General features: G+C 57.8%; 17 protein-coding genes. 7 read left to right on the top strand and 10 right to left on the bottom strand.

Going from position 1 to position 21,807, the window contains the following annotated elements:
- Window positions 1–36 precede the first annotated feature (36 nt).
- The 3 genes from glnD (at window position 37) to E0L16_RS08355 (ending at window position 4,070) form a co-directional block, all read left to right on the top strand.
- Window positions 37–2,712 carry a bifunctional uridylyltransferase/uridylyl-removing protein GlnD gene (gene glnD / locus E0L16_RS08365; protein ID WP_063450597.1) on the top strand — a complete coding sequence of 892 codons (2,676 nt, stop codon included), beginning with the start codon at window positions 37–39 and terminating at the stop codon, window positions 2,710–2,712.
- 32 nt (window positions 2,713–2,744) lie between these two features.
- A complete protein-coding gene (gene dapD, locus E0L16_RS08360; RefSeq protein WP_003856214.1) occupies window positions 2,745–3,569 on the top strand; it encodes a 2,3,4,5-tetrahydropyridine-2,6-dicarboxylate N-succinyltransferase in 825 nt (274 codons plus the stop codon).
- Between the two features lie 111 nt (window positions 3,570–3,680).
- On the top strand, window positions 3,681–4,070 hold the full coding sequence (locus tag E0L16_RS08355; protein WP_063867497.1) for a DUF3461 family protein: 390 nt from the start codon (window positions 3,681–3,683) through the stop codon (window positions 4,068–4,070).
- An 89-nt stretch (window positions 4,071–4,159) separates the two neighbouring features.
- Here E0L16_RS08355 and E0L16_RS08350 read toward each other — a convergent pair whose 3' ends face one another.
- The 3 genes from E0L16_RS08350 to dgt all read right to left on the bottom strand — a co-directional run bounded on the left by E0L16_RS08350 (window position 4,160) and on the right by dgt (window position 8,547).
- Entirely contained in the window at window positions 4,160–5,317 is a 1,158-nt protein-coding gene (locus E0L16_RS08350; protein ID WP_003856217.1) for a CdaR family transcriptional regulator, read from the bottom strand.
- Between the two features lie 146 nt (window positions 5,318–5,463).
- The gene (gene degP / locus E0L16_RS08345) at window positions 5,464–6,900 is read right to left on the bottom strand and encodes a serine endoprotease DegP (protein WP_063867496.1); all 1,437 of its coding nucleotides are present in this window, start codon (window positions 6,898–6,900) and stop codon (window positions 5,464–5,466) included.
- 132 nt (window positions 6,901–7,032) lie between these two features.
- Entirely contained in the window at window positions 7,033–8,547 is a 1,515-nt protein-coding gene (dgt, locus tag E0L16_RS08340; protein WP_131636704.1) for a dGTPase, read from the bottom strand.
- Between the two features lie 82 nt (window positions 8,548–8,629).
- Here dgt and mtnN point away from each other — a divergent pair, with 82 nt between their 5' ends.
- From mtnN to E0L16_RS08325, 3 genes are read left to right on the top strand one after another with little or no spacing between them, the layout of a single operon-like run.
- Window positions 8,630–9,328 carry a 5'-methylthioadenosine/S-adenosylhomocysteine nucleosidase gene (gene mtnN, locus E0L16_RS08335; protein WP_063867494.1) on the top strand — a complete coding sequence of 233 codons (699 nt, stop codon included), beginning with the start codon at window positions 8,630–8,632 and terminating at the stop codon, window positions 9,326–9,328.
- Window positions 9,321–10,130 carry a vitamin B12 ABC transporter substrate-binding protein BtuF gene (gene btuF, locus E0L16_RS08330; RefSeq protein ID WP_063867493.1) on the top strand — a complete coding sequence of 270 codons (810 nt, stop codon included), beginning with the start codon at window positions 9,321–9,323 and terminating at the stop codon, window positions 10,128–10,130. The genes mtnN and btuF overlap by 8 nt, the downstream gene beginning before the upstream one ends.
- Window positions 10,131–10,153: 23 nt before the next feature.
- Window positions 10,154–10,777 carry a TRIC cation channel family protein gene (locus E0L16_RS08325; RefSeq protein ID WP_063450603.1) on the top strand — a complete coding sequence of 208 codons (624 nt, stop codon included), beginning with the start codon at window positions 10,154–10,156 and terminating at the stop codon, window positions 10,775–10,777.
- Between the two features lie 58 nt (window positions 10,778–10,835).
- Here the strand turns inward: E0L16_RS08325 and erpA are convergent, their stop codons facing one another.
- Both erpA and clcA read right to left on the bottom strand, forming a co-directional pair.
- Window positions 10,836–11,180, bottom strand: coding sequence for an iron-sulfur cluster insertion protein ErpA (erpA, locus tag E0L16_RS08320; protein WP_003856230.1), 345 nt, complete (start codon window positions 11,178–11,180; stop codon window positions 10,836–10,838).
- An 85-nt stretch (window positions 11,181–11,265) separates the two neighbouring features.
- Window positions 11,266–12,666, bottom strand: coding sequence for a H(+)/Cl(-) exchange transporter ClcA (clcA, locus tag E0L16_RS08315; RefSeq protein ID WP_063450604.1), 1,401 nt, complete (start codon window positions 12,664–12,666; stop codon window positions 11,266–11,268).
- Window positions 12,667–12,843: 177 nt separating this feature from the next.
- Here clcA and hemL point away from each other — a divergent pair, with 177 nt between their 5' ends.
- Window positions 12,844–14,124 (top strand): glutamate-1-semialdehyde 2,1-aminomutase, encoded by a 1,281-nt coding sequence (gene hemL / locus E0L16_RS08310; protein ID WP_131636703.1) that lies wholly within the window; start codon window positions 12,844–12,846, stop codon window positions 14,122–14,124.
- Window positions 14,125–14,657: 533 nt separating this feature from the next.
- On the opposite strand, the gene fhuB is transcribed toward hemL, so the two are convergent.
- The 5 genes from fhuB to E0L16_RS08285 all read right to left on the bottom strand — a co-directional run bounded on the left by fhuB (window position 14,658) and on the right by E0L16_RS08285 (window position 21,795).
- Complete coding sequence (gene fhuB, locus E0L16_RS08305) at window positions 14,658–16,640, bottom strand: Fe(3+)-hydroxamate ABC transporter permease FhuB (RefSeq protein WP_131636702.1); 1,983 nt, start codon at window positions 16,638–16,640, stop codon at window positions 14,658–14,660.
- Window positions 16,637–17,527, bottom strand: a complete 891-nt coding sequence (gene fhuD, locus E0L16_RS08300; RefSeq protein WP_131636701.1) for a Fe(3+)-hydroxamate ABC transporter substrate-binding protein FhuD — start codon at window positions 17,525–17,527, stop codon at window positions 16,637–16,639. Before fhuD ends, fhuB begins: the two co-directional genes overlap by 4 nt.
- The gene (gene fhuC / locus E0L16_RS08295; protein WP_064910115.1) at window positions 17,527–18,324 is read right to left on the bottom strand and encodes a Fe3+-hydroxamate ABC transporter ATP-binding protein FhuC; all 798 of its coding nucleotides are present in this window, start codon (window positions 18,322–18,324) and stop codon (window positions 17,527–17,529) included. Before fhuC ends, fhuD begins: the two co-directional genes overlap by 1 nt.
- A 50-nt stretch (window positions 18,325–18,374) precedes the next feature.
- Window positions 18,375–20,585, bottom strand: coding sequence for a ferrichrome porin FhuA (gene fhuA, locus E0L16_RS08290; protein WP_107534726.1), 2,211 nt, complete (start codon window positions 20,583–20,585; stop codon window positions 18,375–18,377).
- 202 nt (window positions 20,586–20,787) lie between these two features.
- The gene (locus E0L16_RS08285) at window positions 20,788–21,795 is read right to left on the bottom strand and encodes a fimbrial protein (RefSeq protein WP_131636700.1); all 1,008 of its coding nucleotides are present in this window, start codon (window positions 21,793–21,795) and stop codon (window positions 20,788–20,790) included.
- Window positions 21,796–21,807 lie beyond the last annotated feature (12 nt).

Below are 21,807 nucleotides of genomic sequence, written 5' to 3'. Positions count from 1 at the left end.
TTAATGGCGATAGCTTTTTCTTATGGGTGGCGCACGATGAGTAATCTTTTACCCGAACAGTATGCTAACACGGCTCTTCCCACCCTCCCCGACCAGCCTGACAACCCGGGCGTCTGGCCGGCGCATGAGCTGACCTGCGCGCATATCAAAGCCCATATGGCGGTTTTCCATCGCTGGCTGGGTAGCGCGTTTGACGCAGGCGTGTCAGCCGAGCAGCTCATTGAAGCGCGTACCGAGTTTATCGACCAGCTCCTGCAACGTCTGTGGATCGACTACGGTTTCGGGCAGGTGAGCGACGTCGCGCTGGTTGCGGTCGGCGGTTATGGCCGGGGTGAACTGCATCCGCTCTCTGATATCGACCTGCTGATCTTAAGCCGTAAAAAATTGCCGGACGATCGGGCGCAAAAAATCGGAGAACTGCTGACCCTGCTCTGGGACGTAAAGCTGGAGGTGGGCCACAGCGTGCGCACGCTGGAAGAGTGTCTGCTGGAGGGGTTATCTGACCTGACCGTCGCCACCAACCTGATTGAAACTCGCCTGCTGATTGGCGACGTGGCGCTGTTCCTCGAGCTGCAAAAGCACATATTTAGCGACGGCTTCTGGCCCTCGGAAAAATTCTTCGCCGCAAAAGTCGAAGAACAAAACCAGCGCCACCAGCGCTATCACGGCACCAGCTATAATCTTGAGCCGGATATCAAAAGCAGTCCCGGTGGCCTGCGCGATATCCACACGCTGCAATGGGTCGCCCGACGCCATTTTGGGGCAACTTCGCTGGACGAAATGGTCGGTTTCGGTTTTCTGACCGAAGCCGAACGTAACGAACTCAATGAGTGTCTGCACCTGCTCTGGCGCATCCGTTTTGCCCTGCATCTGGAAGTCACACGCTATGATAACCGCCTGCTGTTTGACCGCCAGCTCAGCGTGGCGCAGCGCCTGAACTACCAGGGCGAAGGCAACGAGCCGGTTGAGCAGATGATGAAGGATTTCTTCCGCGTCACCCGCCGCGTCTCTGAACTCAACCAGATGCTGTTGCAGCTGTTCGATGAGGCGATCCTCGCGCTGACGGCGGATGAAAAACCGCGTCCGATTGATGACGAGTTTCAGCTGCGCGGCACGCTGATCGATCTGCGCGACGAAACGCTGTTCATCCGCGAACCGGAAGCGATCCTGCGAATGTTTTACACCATGGTGCGCAACAGCACGATTACCGGGATCTACTCCACCACCCTGCGCCACCTGCGCCATGCACGGCGTCATCTGAAGCAACCGCTGTGCTACATCCCGGAGGCGCGCTCGCTGTTCCTGAGCATGCTTCGTCATCCGGGCGCCGTCAGCCGCGGTCTGCTGCCCATGCACCGCCACAGCGTGCTGTGGGCCTATATGCCACAGTGGTCGCATATTGTCGGGCAGATGCAGTTTGACCTGTTTCACGCCTATACGGTAGATGAGCACACGATCCGCGTCATGCTGAAGCTGGAAAGCTTCGCTAAAGAAGAAACGCGATCCCGCCATCCGCTGTGCGTTGATTTGTGGCCACGCCTGGCGCACCCGGAACTGATCCTGATCGCCGCCCTGTTCCACGACATCGCCAAAGGCCGCGGCGGCGACCACTCCGTACTCGGTGCCCAGGACGTGCTGAAATTTGCCGAGCTGCACGGCCTGAACTCGCGCGAAACGCAGCTGGTGGCCTGGCTGGTTCGCCATCATCTGCTGATGTCGGTTACCGCTCAGCGTCGTGACATTCAGGATCCGGAAGTGATCAAGCAGTTCGCCGAAGAGGTACAAACGGAAAACCGCCTGCGCTATCTGGTCTGCCTGACGGTGGCCGATATCTGCGCCACCAACGAAACCCTGTGGAACAGCTGGAAGCAAAGCCTGCTGCGCGAGCTGTACTTCGCCACCGAAAAACAGCTGCGTCGCGGGATGCAGAACACCCCGGACATGCGCGAGCGCGTGCGTCACCACCAGTTGCAGGCGCTGGCCCTGCTGCGCATGGATAACATCAACGAAGAGGCGCTGCATCAGATATGGGCGCGCTGTCGCGCCAACTATTTTGTGCGCCACAGCCCAAACCAGCTTGCCTGGCACGCCCGACATCTGCTGAAGCATGACCTGACGAAACCGATGATCCTGCTGAGCCCGCAGGCCACGCGCGGCGGGACGGAGATCTTTATCTGGAGCCCGGACCGGCCCTATTTGTTTGCTGCGGTCTGTGCAGAGCTGGACAGGCGTAACCTGAGCGTTCACGACGCGCAGATTTTTACCACCCGCGACGGCATGGCCATGGACACCTTTATTGTGCTGGAGCCGGACGGCAGCCCGCTCTCAGCCGATCGTCATGAAGGAATACGCTTTGGTCTGGAACAGGCGATTACCCAGCGCAGCTGGCAGCCGCCGCAGCCGCGCCGTCAGCCGGCGAAACTGCGCCACTTTACCGTCGATACCGAGGTGAATTTCCTGCCGACCCATACCGATCGTAAATCGTTCCTGGAGCTGATCGCGCTCGACCAGCCAGGGCTGCTCGCCCGCGTCGGCCAGGTTTTTGCCGATCTGGGAATTTCGCTTCACGGCGCCCGAATTACAACCATTGGCGAGCGAGTAGAAGATTTATTTATAATCGCCACCGCCGACCGGCGTGCCCTTAATAATGACCTGCAACTTGAAGTGCAACAACGGTTGACAGCAGCCCTCAATCCAAACGATAAAGGGTGACGTGTTTTTTAGTGAAATGGAAAGAGTAAACAATGCAGCAGTTACAGAACGTTATTGAGTCCGCTTTTGAGCGTCGCGCCGACATCACTCCGGCAAATGTGGATACCGTGACCCGTGAAGCGGTTAACCAGGTTATTTCCCTGCTGGATTCCGGCGCACTGCGCGTGGCAGAAAAAATCGACGGTCAGTGGGTCACTCATCAATGGCTGAAGAAAGCTGTGCTGCTCTCTTTCCGTATCAACGATAACCAGGTTATCGACGGAGCAGAAAGCCGCTACTTCGATAAAGTGCCAATGAAATTTGCGGACTACGACGAAGCGCGCTTCCAGAAAGAGGGCTTCCGCGTGGTGCCACCGGCGGCGGTACGTCAGGGTGCCTTCATCGCACGCAATACCGTGCTGATGCCATCCTACGTGAACATCGGCGCCTACGTTGACGAAGGCACCATGGTAGACACCTGGGCCACCGTCGGTTCCTGCGCGCAGATCGGTAAAAACGTTCACCTGTCCGGCGGCGTGGGCATCGGTGGCGTTCTGGAGCCACTTCAGGCCAACCCAACCATCATCGAAGACAACTGCTTCATCGGCGCGCGTTCCGAAGTGGTTGAAGGCGTGATCGTCGAAGAAGGTTCAGTGATCTCCATGGGCGTCTACATCGGTCAGAGCACCCGTATTTACGACCGCGAAACCGGTGAAATCCATTACGGCCGCGTACCAGCCGGTTCCGTTGTGGTCTCCGGCAACCTGCCGTCTAAAGACGGCAAATACAGCCTGTACTGCGCGGTTATCGTGAAAAAAGTGGACGCGAAAACCCGCGGTAAGGTGGGTATCAACGAACTGCTGCGCACCATCGATTAATCAGGTATAACAAAAAGCGGGGGCAACCCCGCTTTTTTTATATCTGAAGGTGGCGGAAATAGATTTTTTCGTTAATTATTCATAGGTTATGTTGAGATCAAGGGTACCGCTATGTACGATAATCTGAAAAGTCTGGGCATTACCAATCCTGATGAAATTGATCGTTATAGTCTCCGCCAGGAAGCGAATAACGATATTTTGAAAATCTATTTTCACAAGGACAAAGGAGAGTTTTTCGCCAAAAGCGTGAAGTTTAAATACCCACGCCAGCGTAAGACCGTTGTCGCTGACGGTATCGGTCAGGGATATAAAGAAGTACAGGAAATCAGCCCTAACCTGCGCTATGTGATCGACGAACTCGATCAGATCTGCCAGCGCGATCGCAGCGAAATCGATTTAAAACGTAAGATCCTTGACGATCTTCGTCACCTTGAAAGCGTCGTCACCAATAAGATCAGCGAGATTGAAGCAGATCTTGAGAAATTGACGCGTAACAAATGAGCCGTTTTATTGCCCGGTGGCGCTTCGCTTACCGGGCCTATGAACGCATGTAGGCCGGGTAAGGCGAAGCCCCCACCCGGCAAACAGCATCATCTCTGCTCATCCAGCTGCAACGCCACATACAGCAGCAGCCGGTCGTCAAAATTCCCCAAATCCAGCCCCGTCAGCTCCGAGATGCGGTTTAGCCGATACTCAAGCGTATTACGATGAATAAACAGCGCTTTTGACGTTGCCAGCGGCTGCACGTTATGCCGGAACCACGCCTGCAACGTGCGGCGCAGCAGACCGTTGTTGTCCATTGCTTTCAGACGCACCAGCGGACGCGCCAGCTCGTTGGCCTGCCAGCCACCGCGCAGGCTGTCGAGCAGGACCGGCAGCATCAAGTCCTGATAGAAATAACTGCGGCTCTCCGGCATGCGCTGTTTACCTACCATCATGGTGGTGCGCGCGGTTCGCCATGAACGGGCGATACTCCCCGGACCGGTAAAGTAATTCCCCAGCGCGACGCGAAAACGGAGCTGACCGTTCTCCTTCATGCGCTCGATAAGCAGCTCCACGCGACGACGATGATCTTCCGCGTCCCAGCGACCAAACTGGTTAAGCGCAGGCTTAAGCACCACCATTTCCGTCAAAGAGACAATCGCCACCAGGTTGTTACGCTCCGGCGTCGCCAGCATGTTTTGCAGCTGCTGGAGCTCTACCATGGCGCTGTCTACGCCAAGCTGACCGCTATCTACCTCGATGACGGCAACCACGCGGGGCTGGTTCAGGTCAATGCCCAGACGCTGCGCCCACTCGCTCAGGGCAGGCGTATGCTCCTCCGCCTGGATCAAATTCATCACCAGCTCTTCACGCAGGCGGCTGTCCTGGGCAAGCAGGTGCATCAGGCGCGACTGCTCCAGCATCATCTCCGCCGTCATGCAGACCAGCTCGCCGTATTTACGCAGCGATTCAGGATCGCCGGTCAGTCCGATAACGCCAACAATTTCCCCTTCCAGACGCAGCGGCAGGTTGATCCCCTGACGGACCCCGTGCAGATGTTTCGCCACGGCGTCGTCAATGTCGACCACGCGCCCCTGAGAGAGCACCAGCAACGCGCCTTCGTGCAATTCACCAATACGCTCACGATCGCCGCTACCGATAATGCGCCCGCGGGCATCCATTACGTTGATATTGGTATCGATGATGCGCATGGTTCGCGCCACGATATCCTGCGCCATTTTGGTATCCAGATGCCAGCCAGCCATATAACCCTCCCGTGAGCAGAGCTCAAGCATAGGGAAGTTCAGCTAAGGCTGCATTGTGCAGATGCCCAAAGGCAGAGAGAGATGTATGGAGTTGTGGGAAAGGTCACAGAAACGAGAAAGCCCCTGCGAACAGGGGCTTAAGAAGATTACTGCATCAGGAGATAAATAGAGGTATCACCACGCTGAATATTCAGCGCCAGCACGGAAGGCTTGCTGTCGAGAATTTTGCGCAGTTCAGCAATGTTTTTCACCGGCTGCTGGTTAGCGCCCATGATCACATCACCTTTTTTCAGGCCGATACGGGCAGCAGGTGAGTTCGCTTTCACGTTGTTCACCACCACGCCTTTATCTGCCCCTTTGTTGCTCATCTCGGCACCTTCAATACCGCTGAAGATGGTGCTGGAATCCACCTGATTCTGGCTGCTCTGCTGAAGTTCCAGGCTCACGTTGACCGGCTTACCTTCACGCAGCAGGCCGAGGGTCACTTTACTGCCGATTGGCATAGAACCGACTTCCGCACGCAGGGCGGCAAAGCTGCTGATCGGCTTACCGTTCAGAGAGGTAATCACGTCACCCGCTTTGATACCGGCCTTCGCCGCCGAGGAGTTCGGCATGACCTGGCTTACGAACGCGCCGCGCTGAGCATCCACCTTCATCGCCTTCGCCAGCTCTGAGTTCAGTTCGGTACCCATGATACCCAGCTCACCGCGTTTCACCTGCCCATACTGGACCATCTGCGCAGTGAGGTTTTTCACCATGTTACTCGGAATAGCGAAGCCGATACCGATGTTGCCACCGTCCGGTGCGAGGATAGCGGTGTTGATACCGATAAGCTCGCCGTTCAGGTTCACCAGCGCACCGCCGGAGTTACCGCGGTTAATGGCCGCATCCGTCTGGATGAAGTTTTCATAGTTTTCTGCGTTCAGGCCACTGCGTCCCAGCGCAGAGACGATACCCGAGGTCACGGTTTCGCCCAGACCGAACGGGTTGCCGATGGCGACGGTGTAGTCACCGACGCGCAGCGCGTCAGAATCGGCAAGCTTAATCGCCGTCAGGTTCTTCGGATCCTGAATTTGAATCAGCGCAATGTCGGAGCGCGGGTCTTTACCGACCACTTTCGCATCGAATTTACGGCCATCGCTCATCTGCACTTTAATAACGTTCGCATTATCTACCACGTGGTTATTGGTCACCACGTAGCCTTTGGCTGCATCAATGATCACGCCCGAGCCAAGTGCCATGAATTTCTGCTGCTGGCCGCCGCCCATGCCGTCATCCCCTGCACCGCCGCCCTGACAGAACGGGGAGCTCTGGAATGGCGAACCGTCCTGGCAGAATGGCGAATTGTCGCCGAAGAACTGCTGGAAATTACGCGGCATACGCGGCGTATTGACGGTTGTGCTGCCCTCAACGTTAATACTCACCACCGATGGCATCACTTTTTCGAGCATCGGGGCCAGGCTTGGCATCTGCTGCGCAGTCGCTGCCGAGGAAGCTGTCTCGGCTGCCGTCGCTGCCAGAGGGGACAGCGCTAAACCTAAACTCAGAGCCAGTGCACTCATTGCTAATGTGGTTTTTTTCATGTTTCTCAATCTCGATTTACCAGATAACGCAAAATTGCTGTGTAACTCAGATTCGTTTTATACCGCTTAGTTCCGGGATTAAGTTTATGGAAAAAGTAAAAATTTATTGGTCGTCTTTACAAAACTCATGGCTTATTCAACGGCCATCAGCTTGCGGTATTCATCCCAGGCATACAAATCGGTCATCCCGCTGATATAGTCCTGGATAAGCCGGCAGCGATAATAATATTCCATAACCGGCCATTGTGAAGAATGGCGATCTATTTTACTGACGGCTTCAATGTATGCCAGCCTGTGACGGGTTGAAAGCTTCTGATAGAGGCGAGATTCAATTGGCAAACGGCGAACACGCTCGTTTTCTACCAGTTCGCTGAACTCATCGACCGTCAGCTGGAGCAGTGGGCCATAGATCTCCAGCAACCCACTGATAACCCGGTATCCTTGCAGCTCAAGCTGTTCGACATCCGGGTGGCTGAAAACATGGCGAACCGCCACGTTTTTATATAATTCAAGAAGCTGACTAAAACTGCTCTCATCTTCCAGCAGGGCGTGATTAAATTCCCCGCTAAATATCATCGGCAAATTATCAATAAAACGGGCGGCCGCATACGGCACCAGTTTATTCAGCGTATTGACCCGCAAATACATAAAGAACTGATCTTCGGTGCTGCGGCTCAGGGTATTTGAACGCGATTTCTCCCACGCATTTTCGACGACCTGCGCAAACAGAGACCCTTTTTCATGCTCCCCCCAGGCATCATGAAGATGCTGATACAGCTCTTCGACGCTGAATATTCTTTTTTCAACCGCATCTTCCAGGTCGGCCACGCAATAGGAAATATCGTCGGCGGCTTCCATAATCCACGTCAATGGAAAACGGCCATTCGGCGTTAGCGAAAGTTCTTTACGCAGCCGTTCAACGTACGCTTCTTCCGACAGGTAATAGCCCGGTTTTTTCATCAGGTAGCTATGGGTGGCGGGCGTTTCCCCCATCCACCACGCGGGACGCGTGTATTTAAGAATGCAGCCCACCTGCGCCCAGGTCAGATTCATGCGCATCAGGGAGTGCACCAGGCGAATACCCTGCGCGTTACCTTCAAAATGACACAGATCCTGACGCACCTTGCGGCGCAGGTCGTTCAGGCTCTCTTCGCCCTCGCGCAGGCATAAATCGCGGACCATGCAGCGGTCATCGCTAAGCGGCTGGCTTATGGCGTCAGAGGGAAAAAGCCGCTGTTTAAACCAGTCATTGATGGCGGCCTCGCCGAAATGACCAAAGGGCGGATTGCCGATATCGTGCATCAGGCAGGCCATCTCAACGATGCTTTCGAACGGCCCGGTCAGTTCATCCAGCCCGTAGGTTTCCAGCAGACGTTGCTCTTTGAGACGGCTGAGGATCTCTTTTGCAATGTAGCGCCCCACCTGCTGCACTTCCATGGAGTGCGTTAACCGCGTACGCACCGCGGCGTTACGCTCCAGCGGGAAAACCTGGGTTTTTTGCTGTAACCGGCGGATAGCAGGCGAGTTGATGATGCGTCCGCGATCGCTTTCGAAAATACGCAGGATCTCATGTTCGCTCTTATCGCCCTGCGGCGAACGGAAACGTCGGTGCCAGTTAATTTTGGTGCGAAAATCGATTGGTGCCATGTGCTCCCCCGCGTGAGAATGCGTTTCCCCTTAACCGCATGATAGACTATGCATCTTAACAAGGCACATCGCGAGTAAATCTATGAAAATCGGCATTATTGGTGCAATGGAAGAAGAAGTTACGCTGCTGCGTGACAAAATTGAGAACCGTCAGACCCTCTCCCTCGGTGGCTGTGAGATCTACACCGGCCAGCTGAACGGCGTTGACGTGGCTCTGCTGAAATCAGGCATCGGTAAAGTTGCAGCGGCCCTGGGCGCGACCCTGCTGCTTGAGCGCTGCAAGCCTGACGTTATCATTAACACAGGCTCTGCGGGCGGTCTGGCGCCAACGCTGAAAGTGGGTGATATCGTGGTTTCAGACGAAGCGCGTTACCACGATGCAGACGTCACCGCATTTGGCTACGAATATGGTCAGCTTCCGGGCTGCCCGGCCGGGTTTAAGGCGGATGATAAGCTGATTACCGCCGCTGAAAGCTGCATCAACGAGCTGAACCTCAACGCGGTACGTGGCCTGATCGTCAGCGGCGATGCCTTTATCAACGGCTCTGTCGGTCTGGCGAAAATCCGTCATAACTTCCCGCAGGCTGTCGCCGTTGAAATGGAAGCCACGGCTATCGCGCACGTGTGCCATAACTTCAGCGTGCCGTTCGTGGTCGTTCGCGCGATCTCTGACGTGGCGGACCAGCAGTCCCACATCAGCTTCGACGAATTCCTGGCCGTTGCGGCAAAACAGTCCACCGTGATGGTGGAAACCCTGGTGCAGAAACTGGCGCGTGGGTAAGGTGTTCTTCAGGGCGCTGGCCGCCCTGCTTCTGCTCGCCCCGGCCTGGCTCACCGCCGCGCCGCGGGTGATTACCCTCTCCCCTGCCAATACGGAACTGGCGTTTGCCGCGGGGATCACGCCCGTTGCGGTGAGCAGCTTTTCCGATTACCCCCCGCAGGCCGCCCATATCGAACAGGTTGCCACCTGGCAGGGAATGAATCTGGAACGCATTGTGGCGCTCAAGCCCGATCTCGTCCTTGCCTGGCGCGGCGGTAATGCCGAACGGCAGGTGAACCAGCTCTCATCGCTGGGAATAACCGTGAAATGGGTGGATGCGGTGAGCATCGAACAGGTGGCACAAGCCCTGCGTGACCTCGCGCCCTTCAGCCCGACCCCACAACGCGCCGGACAGGCAGCACAGCAGATGCTCAACGATTTTGCCGCGCTAAAAGCCCGGTACGGCACGCAGCCGAAACAACGCGTTTTTCTGCAATTTGGCAGCCAGCCGCTGTTCACTACCGGGAAAGGTTCGATCCAGAATCAGGTGCTTGAGACCTGTGGAGGTGAAAATATCTTTGCCGAAAGCCGGGTGCCGTGGCCGCAGGTCAGCCGTGAGCAGGTCCTGGCGCGGCAGCCGCAGGCTATCGTGGTGGTCGGAAATGCGAGCGACATTCCCAAAATTAAACAATTCTGGCATCACCAGCTTAAAATTCCGGTGATCGCCCTCAACAGCGACTGGTTTGAACGCGCCAGCCCGCGTATTATCCTCGCCGCAAAACAACTCTGCGCCGAACTGGCAGAGCGTCACTCAAACAGATAAATACCCTATTCGAGGATTTAACGATGCTCGTGTATTGGCTGGATATTCTTGGCACAGCCGTTTTTGCTATCTCCGGCGTTCTGCTTGCCGGAAAACTGCGCATGGATCCCTTTGGCGTGCTGGTGCTCGGCGTCGTTACGGCGGTAGGCGGCGGAACGATCCGCGATATGGCGCTGGCAAACGGCCCGGTATTCTGGGTAAAAGATCCGACGGACCTGGTGGTGGCAATGGTCACCTGCCTGCTGACCATCGTGCTGGTGCGTCAGCCGCGCAGGCTCCCCAAATGGGTGCTGCCGGTGCTGGACGCCGTCGGCCTGGCCGTCTTTGTGGGCATAGGTGTCAACAAAGCCTTTATTGCCGGGACAGGGCCGCTGGTGGCGATCTGCATGGGCGTACTGACCGGCGTGGGCGGGGGGATTATTCGTGACATTCTGGCGCGAGAAGTCCCGATGATCCTGCGAACGGAGATCTACGCGACGGCCTGTATCATTGGGGGAATCGTTCACGCCACGGCGTATTACACCTTCGCTGTCCCGCTGGAAAACGCGGCGATGCTGGGGATGGTGGTCACGCTGGCGATCCGTTTAGCGGCGATACGCTGGCACCTGAAGCTGCCGACGTTTGCGCTGGATGAAAATTCAAGGTAGGGGTTGTTGATAAGCCCGGTGGCGCTGCGCTTACCGGGCCTACAATCCGCATTCAGGCTTAAATGCTGAACGATGAACCACACCCGCAGGTGCTGGTTGCGTTCGGGTTCGTCACCACAAAGCGCGAACCTTCCAGACCTTCAGTGTAGTCCACTGAACCGCCCACAAGATATTGCAGGCTCATCGGGTCAACCACCAGCGCGACGCCCTGTTTCTCGATAGTCATATCACCATCGTTGACCTGGTCGTCAAAGGTAAAACCATACTGGAAGCCACTACAGCCGCCGCCGGTAATATAAACACGCAGTTTAAGGTCCGGATTGTCCTCGTCGGCAATCAGGGTTTTCACTTTTTTCGCTGCGGCTTCGGTAAATTCCAGCGGCAACGCTACGTCATCACTCATCTTATGCTCCCATGAATACTGCGACTGCTATTGGGTAAAAATCACCCAATTCTTTTTGTCATTATCTAATACCCTGGTAATTCATTCAAGTATTCTGCTTCAGGGCCTGTTCAGCCTCCTGTTTTGCCAGGGTACGGGCAAGAATGGTGGAGTATAGCGGTTTTCCACCCAGGAATTGGGCTAATAGTGTCGCGCCAAGGCAGGTAATGATCATTGGCAAAATGAGCTGGTAATTGTCGGTCATCTCCAGCACCAGCACGATCCCGGTCAGCGGCGCGCGCAGGGAGGCCGCCAGCAGCGCCCCCATTCCCGCCACCGCAAACGTCCCCGCATCCAGATGATAGGCCGGGAAGCCAACCGCTGCCGCCATGCCAAACGCCGTGCCCAGCAGCGTTCCCAGCGCCAGCATCGGGGCAAAAATGCCGCCCGGCGCGCCGGAGGAGAAGCACAGCACGGTCGTGATCACCCGCGAGATAAACATAAACAGCAGCAGCCCCACGCTGAAATTCCCCGCCGCGGCAATGGGAATCAGCCCGAAACCGCCGCCCGCCGCGTTCGGTTCGATAAAGCCGAGGATCCCGCACACGCCGCCAAGCAGGCCTCCCACCAGCACCCATTTCGTGGTATTTCCGCCATGGATGCGCTGAAACATATCCTGCGCACGTAAAATCAGGGTATTGAAAAGCGGGCCGACGATGCCAAAAATCATTCCAAGAACCAGATACAGCCACAGGGTATTGACCGGGGCATTGGTCAGCTTGCCAACCTCAATCACCGCCCCTTCGCCGTTAAAGAGACGAAAGACAATGCTCGACATAATCACGCCGGTAAACACCGCTTTAATGGAGATCAGGTTGTAGCGGAACTGGGCGCGCATCTCTTCGATGATGAACAGGATACCCGCCAGCGGTGCGTTAAACGCGGCAGACAGCCCCGCCGCCGCCCCCGTCGCCAGCAGCGTATGGCGCGCTTCAGCGCTGCGCATGCGGAACAGGTCGCCGACCATCCTCCCGACGTTGCCGCCCAGCTGTACCGTTGGCCCTTCGCGCCCCAGCACCATGCCCGCCCCGAGCGTCCCCATCCCGCCGATAAATTTCACGGGAAGCACGCGCCACCAGCGAACCGGACGCAGCTCTTCCAGCGCCCCTTCAATTTCGGGGATCCCCGAACCGCCGGCTTCAGGTGCGAATTTACGCACCAGGAAATACCCCACCATGGCGAACAGCGCCGAAAGGCCAAATGCCAACACCCAGACCAGCCATTCCCGATCCGCAAAGCTGGCAACGGTACCGATGCGCCAGTTGAGCACCGCGTTGACGGCCTTTTCAAACGCGACGCCCACCAGTCCGGCCAGCGTACCCACCACGGCGGCTGCCAGCAGAATGGCTAACGGGGTTTTGTCACGGTTGAGCAGCCGCCGGATGCTGACCCGGTGCTTCGCGCGCGTAAATTGTTGTTGTTCAAAAGAAGGCGTGTTCTCGTTCATTACCTGTTCTGTTTCGTCATACAAAAGGCCGCAAGGATTCTACCAGAGACAATCCCCTCGTCCCTTGAAAAATACTTAACAATTGTTAAGCCCGTTGAGGGGCAAAAATTTTATAACCTCTTCTGGATCACTTAGAATAGTCCTCTTAACTTATTTCTACGAACCAGGAACGACGCCATGAGCAAGTCTGAAAACCTCTACAGTGCAGCCCGCGAGCTAATCCCGGGCGGCGTGAACTCTCCGGTGCGCGCCTTTACCGGCGTGGGCGGCACCCCGCTGTTTATCGAACGTGCGGACGGCGCGTATCTGTATGATGTGGATGGCAAAGCCTATGTCGATTACGTCGGCTCCTGGGGCCCGATGGTGCTGGGGCATAACCACCCGGCGATCCGCAACGCGGTGATTGAAGCCGCTCAGCGCGGCCTGAGCTTCGGTGCGCCAACCGAGATGGAAGTCAAAATGGCGGAGCTGGTCACCGAGCTGGTGCCAACGATGGACATGGTGCGTATGGTGAACTCCGGGACCGAAGCCACCATGAGCGCTATCCGCCTGGCGCGCGGTTTTACTGGCCGTGACAAAATCATCAAGTTCGAAGGCTGTTATCACGGCCACGCCGACTGCCTGCTGGTGAAAGCCGGTTCCGGCGCGCTGACCCTCGGCCAGCCGAACTCCCCGGGCGTACCGGCTGATTTCGCGAAGCACACGCTGACCTGCACCTATAACGATCTGAACACCGTTCGTGCGGCGTTCGAGCAGTATCCGCAGGAGATCGCCTGCATTATCGTTGAGCCGGTGGCGGGCAATATGAACTGCATTCCACCGCAGCCAGATTTCCTGCCGGGCCTGCGCGCGCTGTGCGATGAGTTTGGCGCGCTGCTGATCATCGATGAAGTGATGACCGGCTTCCGCGTGGCACTGGCGGGCGCGCAGTCATATTACGGCGTAGAGCCGGATTTGACCTGCCTCGGCAAAATCATCGGCGGCGGCATGCCCGTCGGCGCGTTTGGTGGCCGTAAGGACGTGATGGACGCGCTGGCGCCAACCGGTCCGGTTTACCAGGCGGGCACGCTCTCCGGTAACCCGATTGCGATGGCGGCGGGCTTCGCCTGTCTGACCGAAGTCGCCCAGCCGGGCATCCACGAAACCCTGACCGCCCGCACGACGCAGCTGGCGAATGGCCTGCTGAAAGCCGCAGAAGAAGCGGGTATTCCGCTGGTGGTGAACCACGTTGGCGGGATGTTCGGGATTTTCTTCACCGAAGCGAAAACCGTGACCTGCTATCAGGACGTGGTGAAGTGCGACGTGGAACGCTTCAAACGCTTCTTCCACCTGATGCTGGAGGAAGGCGTATACCTGGCCCCGTCAGCGTTTGAAGCGGGCTTTATGTCCGTGGCGCACAGCGAAGAAGATATCAATAACACCATCGACGCGGCGCGTAAGGCGTTTGCGAAGCTTTAAGGGCATTGCCGGGTGGCGCTAACGCTTACCCGGCCTACGATGTTCTCCCTCTCCCCGTGGGCTGAGGGATCCCCACCAATTTGAAATCAGAACCAATAACGCTGCCTTCAGAATAACGGAGGGCTTTCAGCGATGACCTGGTCCGGCTGTAAATCGCTGAGGCGTTTGCCTTCCGGCCGGGGCGAGGCGCAGGGATGCGCCGAGAGGGCGGGCTTTACAGGGACGTTGCCTCCGCCCGTACCCGATAAGCCGGAAGGAATAAGCCGAAGGTACCGCGAAGCGGCGATTTACCGCCGGGAGCCCGGGTCGCCAGGGTGGTGGCGACTGAGCCACCCTGGCACGTTCACCGGTTATGTCGCTACAGAGTAGCAAGGAACATAAAGTGAACGGAATGACCACCACAGCCGTATGTTCCCCTCACCCTAACCCTCTCCCCAAAGGGGCGAGGGGACTGTTCAGCGCATACATTATTTTGTGGGGATCCCTCAACCCCGTGGGAGAGGGACGGGGTGAGGGCATCAGGCCGCACCTGACTACCGACTCTGCTTTCTCAACAGATAGATAAAATACGGCGCGCCAATAAAGGTCGACAGCAGGCCCGCCGGGATCTGATACGGGAACAGCACCATCCTTCCGCACCAGTCAGCAAAGACCAGGATCGCCCCGCCCGTCAGCGCAGACATGACGATATGCGGCATTGTCCGGCGAAAGCCCATCATACGGGCGATGTGCGGTGCCATTAATCCAACAAAACTGAGCGGGCCGATAGTCATGGTGGCCGTCGCCGTCAGGCACGCGGCCAGCAGCAGCAGGGCGATACGCGTTGGCGTCAGCGCCAGCCCGACCGCGCGCGCGGTGTCACCGCCCAGCGGCAGAATGGTCATCCAGCGACGGCACAGCGGCACTATCGCCAGCAGCACGACCATCACGATCCCCGTATGCACCACCTGGCTGCCGGTGGCGTTGTACGTTGAACCGGAAATCCAGGTCAGGATCTGCGCCATGCGCGGATCGCCGCTCGCCTGCAACATCATCAGCAGCATGGTAAACGCGGTGCTGAGCGCCATCCCGGCCAGCAGCATACGATGAGGCGAGAATCCGCCCCGCCCGGAGGCGATCAGGATAATCATCAGCGTCGCCGCCGCACCGATACTGCCGGCAGGCATCAGCCAGCCGAACGCATTTCCCGGCACGAGGAACAGCATCAACACCACGCCAAACGCGGCACCGGAGCTGATCCCCAGAACTTCCGGGCTTGCCATCGGGTTGCCGGTCAGGCGCTGGATAATACAGCCCGCCACCGCCAGCATCACGCCCGCAATCAGCGCGGAGAAGATCCGCGGCCAGCGCCACTGCATAAGTTCATTCAGCAAATCACCGGTAGCCCAGTGCCAGCCGGTAGCGTCGCGCCCCAGCGAGAGCGCGGCGAACGAAGCGATCGCCAGCACCGCCAGCCCGGCAAGGCTGAACCACACTATCGACTGACGTTCTGCCGAAACCTTATCCCCGGCGTCCATCGCCGGCGCGCTAATGCTGCGCAGGCGCGGCAGCAGCCAGAGCAGCAGCGGCGCGCCGATAAGGGCCGTCACCGACCCCGTGGAGACCTCCATCCAGACGCGCGCCAGCCAGAGAATGAGCTGATCGGAAAGCCAGAGGATCAGCGCGCCAATCAGCGGCGCCAGCATCAGGCGCGCCAGAAGACGGCGCGCGCCGAGCATTTTTGCCAGCAGCGGCGCAAACAGGCCGATAAACCCGATGATGCCGACGGCGTTAACCAGCAGCGCGCTCAGCACAATCGCCAGCGCCAGGGCAGCCAGGCGGGCCAGCGACAGCGCCAGCCCCAGGTTGCGCGCCACGCCGTCATCCAGCCCCATCAGCGTGAGCGGGCGCAGCAGCAGCAGCGTGAGCACCACGCCGCCAAACAGCTGCGGCCACAGGCGCTGGACGATACTCCAGTCGGTCTGGGTGAGCGTGCCGGTGCTCCACATAAACATGCTTTGCAGTTGGTCGTGGTGAAACAGCACCAGAAGCTGGTTGATTGCGCCACAGTAGAGGCTGACGACCAGCCCGGCGAGGATCAGCGTGACCGGCGAGAGACGTTTTCCCCAGGCCACGCCAAAGACCAGCGCGCCCACGACGCAGGCGCCTGCCAGCGCGGCAAACTGCGAGGTTAATGCCCCCGGCAGGGTCCAGAGGGTGGTGATGGTGATCCCCAGCTGTGCACCCGTCGCCACGCCCAGCGTGGTGGGCTCCGCCAGCGGGTTACGCAGCACCTGCTGGAACAGCACGCCCACCAGTCCCAGCCCCGCGCCGACCAGCAGGGAGATGCTAAGACGCGGCAGCAGGCTGTAGTGGAAGAGCATCTGCTGAATATTGTCGATATCCGGAGCGGCAAACGCGGCCGCCCATTGTTCGCGCGGCAGTGCCGTGGAGAGGTTAAACCCGGTTAGCGCCAGCGCCGCCAGAAAAATCAGCCCCAGCAGCAGCGCCGGGAAACGGGCAATACGCGTACTCATGCTCTGCCCCCCATCACGTTGTCCAGCACGCGGGCAAAGTGCATTGCCGACAGCGTCGCGCCGTAAAACCATACCGCAGGGGCGCGCAGGAAGCGCTGCTCGCGCACGAACGGCATCGCCTGCCAGAGCGGGGTTGCCATCAGGGTTTGCATTTCACGCTCGTTGCCGTGGTCAAAGCACAGCACGTCGACGTCGCGAAACGCCGCCAGGCGGTCGATGCCCACGGCTGTGCTTCCCCAGAACGTCATCTCGCCTTCCCAAGCGTTGCGAATGCCGAAGCTGTCGAGCACCTCCTGGAACAGGCAGTTTTTTCCGAAGACCAGCATATGGCGGGCGTCCAGCAGCGTCACCATCAGCAGAGGCCGATCGCCTCGGCGGGCAAAGCGCGGCTTAAGGGACTCAATCAGCGCATCAAACTCATCGAGATGCTGTTTTGCTTCCGCTTCCCGGTTGAGGAACTGGGCCATCTCGTGGATAGACTTTTTTGCCATGGTCAGCGGCTTTTTACCGTCGCTAAAGGAAAAGCCTCGTCCCGGCGCAATCTTCGCCATGATCTCTTCCGACGGGCCATACCCCGCAGACCAGAACAAATAAGACGGTTTCATCTGCGTGAGAAGCTCAAGGTTTGGCTCTGTGCGCAGACCGATATCAATGACGGAGTCCGGCAGTTTTGGCTCATTCACCCACAGGGTGTAGTTGGGTATGTCAGCCACGCCGTAGGGCGTGATACCCAGGGCCATCATCAGCTCGACGGGTAACCACTCCAGCGCCACGATGCGGTGCGGATCGATAGCGGTGGCGCGGGCCGGGGCCATCTTCAACAGCAGCGGCGAGAGCGCCATGGCCGTTAGCAGGCGACGGCGGCTAATGTATGTTGAATCCAGCATCAGTAAACAAAGCTCACGGGAGCGGCCCCGGCAGGGTGAGGCAGGATCCCCATTGGAATACCGTAGATATGCTCCAGCGTTTCGCTGCGCATCAGCTCGTCAGGCGTGCCCTGAGCGATCATTTCACCGCCGCGCAGCGCCACCAGATAGTCGCAATAGCGCGCCGCCATATTGATGTCATGCAGAACCGCAATCACCGTCAGGCCGCGCTGCTGGCTTAAGCGATGCACCAGCGCCAGCACGTCAACCTGATGGGCAATATCCAGCGCCGAGGTAGGTTCGTCGAGCAGCAGGCAGCGGCTGTCCTGCGCCACCAGCATCGCGATCCACGCGCGCTGACGCTCGCCGCCGGACAGGCTATCCACCAGACGGTGCGCCAGCGGTTTGAGCCCGACCAGCGCAATTGCCTCTTCCACTTTCTCTCTGTCAGCGACGCCAAAACGCCCGAGCGCACCGTGCCACGGATAACGTCCAATCGCCACCAGCTCGCGCACCGTCATTCCTTCCGCCTGCGGCAGCTGCTGCGGCAGATAGGCCACCTTGCGGGCAAAGGCCTTACTGCTCCAGCTTGCCAGCGGATGGTCATCCAGCAGAATGTCGCCCTCGGACGGCGGCTGATGGCGGCCCAGCATCTTGAGCAGGGTCGATTTGCCAGAACCATTGTGGCCGATTAAGCCGGTAACTTTACCTGCGGGAAAGGTCAAAGAGAGCGGATGCAACAAGGTACGCCCGGGTACGCGAAAGGAGAGATTGTTGAGCGTGAAGGTGGAGTCGGATTGCGTTTTATTATCCTGCATGTCAGCCAACTTAAATAAAAAGGGCACGGCGAACCGTGCCCATAAAGAGGTTAGAAGCGGAAGGTCGCGGTGGCGACAACCTGGCGTCCTGCTCCCCAGTAGCATGCATACTCGCTGTAGCAGCTGGAGACGTACTCGCGGTCAAAGATGTTGTTCACGTTGACGCCGACGGAAGAGCCCGGCAGACCAAAGCGCGCCAGATCGTATTTCACCGTCGCATCCGCCAGAGCATAGCCCGCGACGTTAAAGGACTCATAGGCTTTAGGCGACGCCGAAGAGTAGTAAGAAACGGTGTCACCGATATAACGCGCGCCCGCGCCGACGGTCAGGCCGCTCAGCGCGGTCTCGTGGAAGGTGTAATCTGCCCACAGGGACGCCATGTTGCGCGGCACTTCCGCCGGACGACGTCCTTCATACCAGGTATCGTGGGTATATTCCGCATCGGTGTAGCTGTAGGCCGCCGTCACGTTCACGTTAGCCGACACCGCCGCTTTCGCTTCCAGCTCAAAGCCACGGGAGCGAATTTCACCGCCCTGCACGCTAAAGCCGCTGGTCGGGTTCGCCGGATCGGCGGTCAGGTTGTTGTTCTTGGTCAGCTGGTATACCGCTGCCGTCACCACAACAGGCAGATCTTTCGGCACATACTTCACGCCCGCTTCATACTGCTTGCCGCGAGCCGGATCGAACGGTTTGCCGCCCTGGGTGGTACCCGAAATAGGCTCGAAGGATTCGCTGTAGCTGAAGTATGGGGTGATCCCGTTGTCGAACAGGTAGTTAATCCCCCCGCGCCAGGTGAATGCCCGATCGTTGATTTCCGCGGTTGTCCCGTTATTACGGTTAAAGGCAGACGTTTTCGCAAAGTCATAGCGGCCACCCATGGTGAGTACCCACTTATCCCATTCCGCCTGATCCTGCGCATAGAGCCCGGTCTGCTCCTGGCGATTGAGCATGGCATACGGGAAGTTCACATTGACGTTCGCGTTGCCGTGCTGCGGATTATTCATGCTGATGGGATCGGCAGTGCCGTAGTCAGCATCAATGTCATTGCGCATGCGAAGGTAATCCACCCCCGTCAGCAGCGTATGGTCAACGGCGCCGGTCGCGAATTTTGACTGGAGTTGGGTATCAACCGTAAACGAGTTCAGGTCTTCATCGGAACGTACATACGCACGGCTGATCTGGGCCGGGGCGATATAGCCGTTACCGTAAACTGAACGGTAAAGCGTGTTGATTTTGGTGTACCGCAGGTTCTGGCGCACGGTGAAGGTGTCGTTAAATTCATGCGCGAAGCTATACCCCACCATTTTCTGACGGCGGGAGATCTTGTTGTCTTCATCGCCTTCGTTGAAGTTGGTCGGCAGCTTATGCGCCTTTCCGGCTGCATCATAGTAAGGCACGACCGTACCTTCACGCGGCAGCCAGCCGTAGTAACCTGCATCCGGATCGCTCTGGAAGTTACTCAGGAAAGTGAAGTCGGTTTTATCATCGGGGCGCCAGCTGAAAGACGGCGCAATCGCGTAACGAGTAGACTTCACCATATCCTGCTGCGCGTTCTCGCTGCGTCCCAGGCCGGTCAGACGGTATGACCATACGCCGTTATCGTCAATCGCGTCGCTGAAATCAAACCCGGTCTGCCAGAGGTTATCCGTCCCCATTTTGAACTGAATTTCTTTCAACGGTTCAGTAGTAGGACGCTTGCTGACCATGCTTACCACGCCGCCCGGATGGCTTTTACCATACAGTACGGACGTCGGGCCACGCAGCAGCTCTACGCGCTCAAGGAAGTACGGATCCATGGACGCTTCAGAGTAGTTGTCCCCCTGCAACTTCATACCATCCAGATACTGGTTGGTATTCACGGTGCTGGAGGTAGTGAAACCACGAATCGAAACCACATCGTAAGTTGTGGATGAGCCGCGCGTTGCGAAAACGCTTGGGGTATAGGCCAACGCCTGTTTAACCGTCCCCGGCTGTTTCATGTCCATCTCTTCGCGTGTTACCACGGAAATAGACTGCGGGGTTTTCTCAATCGGCGTATCGGTTTTCGTCGCCGTTGCGGTACGTTTTGCCGCAATCGTCGGTGCAGGACCCCAGGCACTTTCCTGTGCAGCCGGTGCGGCAGTCACGGTGATGGTTTCTTCTTTCTTGGGGGTTTCAGCGGCCTGTGCGTAAGCAGACATGCCGGCAACCGCTGTGGCTACGACGGCTGCGATTTTACGCAGCGACGTGTTAATTGGCTGAGCAGTATTGGAAAGCGCCATGATGGATCTCTGATGAAAAAGGTGAATGATAACGTAAACGAGAATTATTATTATGACCGCAGAATAATATGCGAAACGCTGGCGGCATAGCAAGCGATATGCGGCCCTACAAGAATTGAGGGTTTAAGAAATAACCAGATGAAAAGAGAGGGTTAAAAAGTGTGGCGAAATGATCGCAAAAACTCGCGCGGGCGGGCGGCGTTCAGCGATAAAAAAGTTCAAAAGTGGCAACCGCATCAACCTTGCCGGCTTTCACCTCTCCCGTTTTGACGTAGCGCGCTTTCAGCGGAATTTCCACGGGCACGTTATCCTGCGTGCTGGTTATCGCCGTATAGCTATGGTCGAATTGCAGCACCGTATTATTGCCGTCCAGAATCTGGAGCCCGACTCCCGCGGCGGCATGATCCCCGGCGGCAATGCCTAACGTATTCCCGTTTGTAACGCCCGTCGATCCTGTGCTCGTAAACTGATAATCCACCTTGGTGCCTGCCGCACACTCGCTTATCTCAATTTTAAAGCTGTTATCGGTCAGCACGTCGGTGTACTGGCCGGTGAAATCCTGCGTATTGACGGTCTTCAGCGGGACGTAAATATTCCGGTCGACCAGGTTACAGGTATTGGTCGTAATGCGCACGCTGGTGGGCGAGAAGCGCATTTCGCCGATAACCGCGCCGCTCAGCGTATCCTGCGCGGTTAATCGTCCGGTATCGAGGTTGCCCTCTTCAACATTCCCGATCACCAGCAGCTGCGCGGCGGCGCGGAAGGCCAGTACCTGATGCGAATAACCATGCATGGTTCCCAGAAAGTCCCATGGGCGCACGAGATCGCCTGACGTATAGCTGGGGTGCTTTTCCGTGGATGAGGCAGCGCGGATCCCGATTCCCGGCACGTTGGTTCTGTACACGCCGGGCATGACGTCTTCGCGCGCGTCGGCGCTGGTGATGGACAAATAGCCGCGGCGGATCTGGGCGTCGGCGCCGCCGCAATCCACGGTAATTTCATTACTTTCAACACTACCGTCATAAATCACGGTGCCCACCGGCGCGTCAGGCGCAACGGCGATGACCGCAGGCAGCTGGAACGTGACGACCCCGCCGTTGCCCTCGCCGCCGCTAAAGCTACAGTTGGCGCTCGCCGGGTGAATAAAGACAACCGCGCCCAGCGCCAGCGCGCAGGCGATAAGCGAGGGGACAGAAAAACGTAGACGCATTGTTTCACCCAT

Source organism: Enterobacter quasihormaechei, from assembly GCF_004331385.1.
GTDB lineage: Bacteria > Pseudomonadota > Gammaproteobacteria > Enterobacterales > Enterobacteriaceae > Enterobacter > Enterobacter quasihormaechei.
The sequence above is the reverse complement of the archived record's forward strand: the minus strand, read 5'-3'. Positions and strand labels throughout refer to the sequence as shown.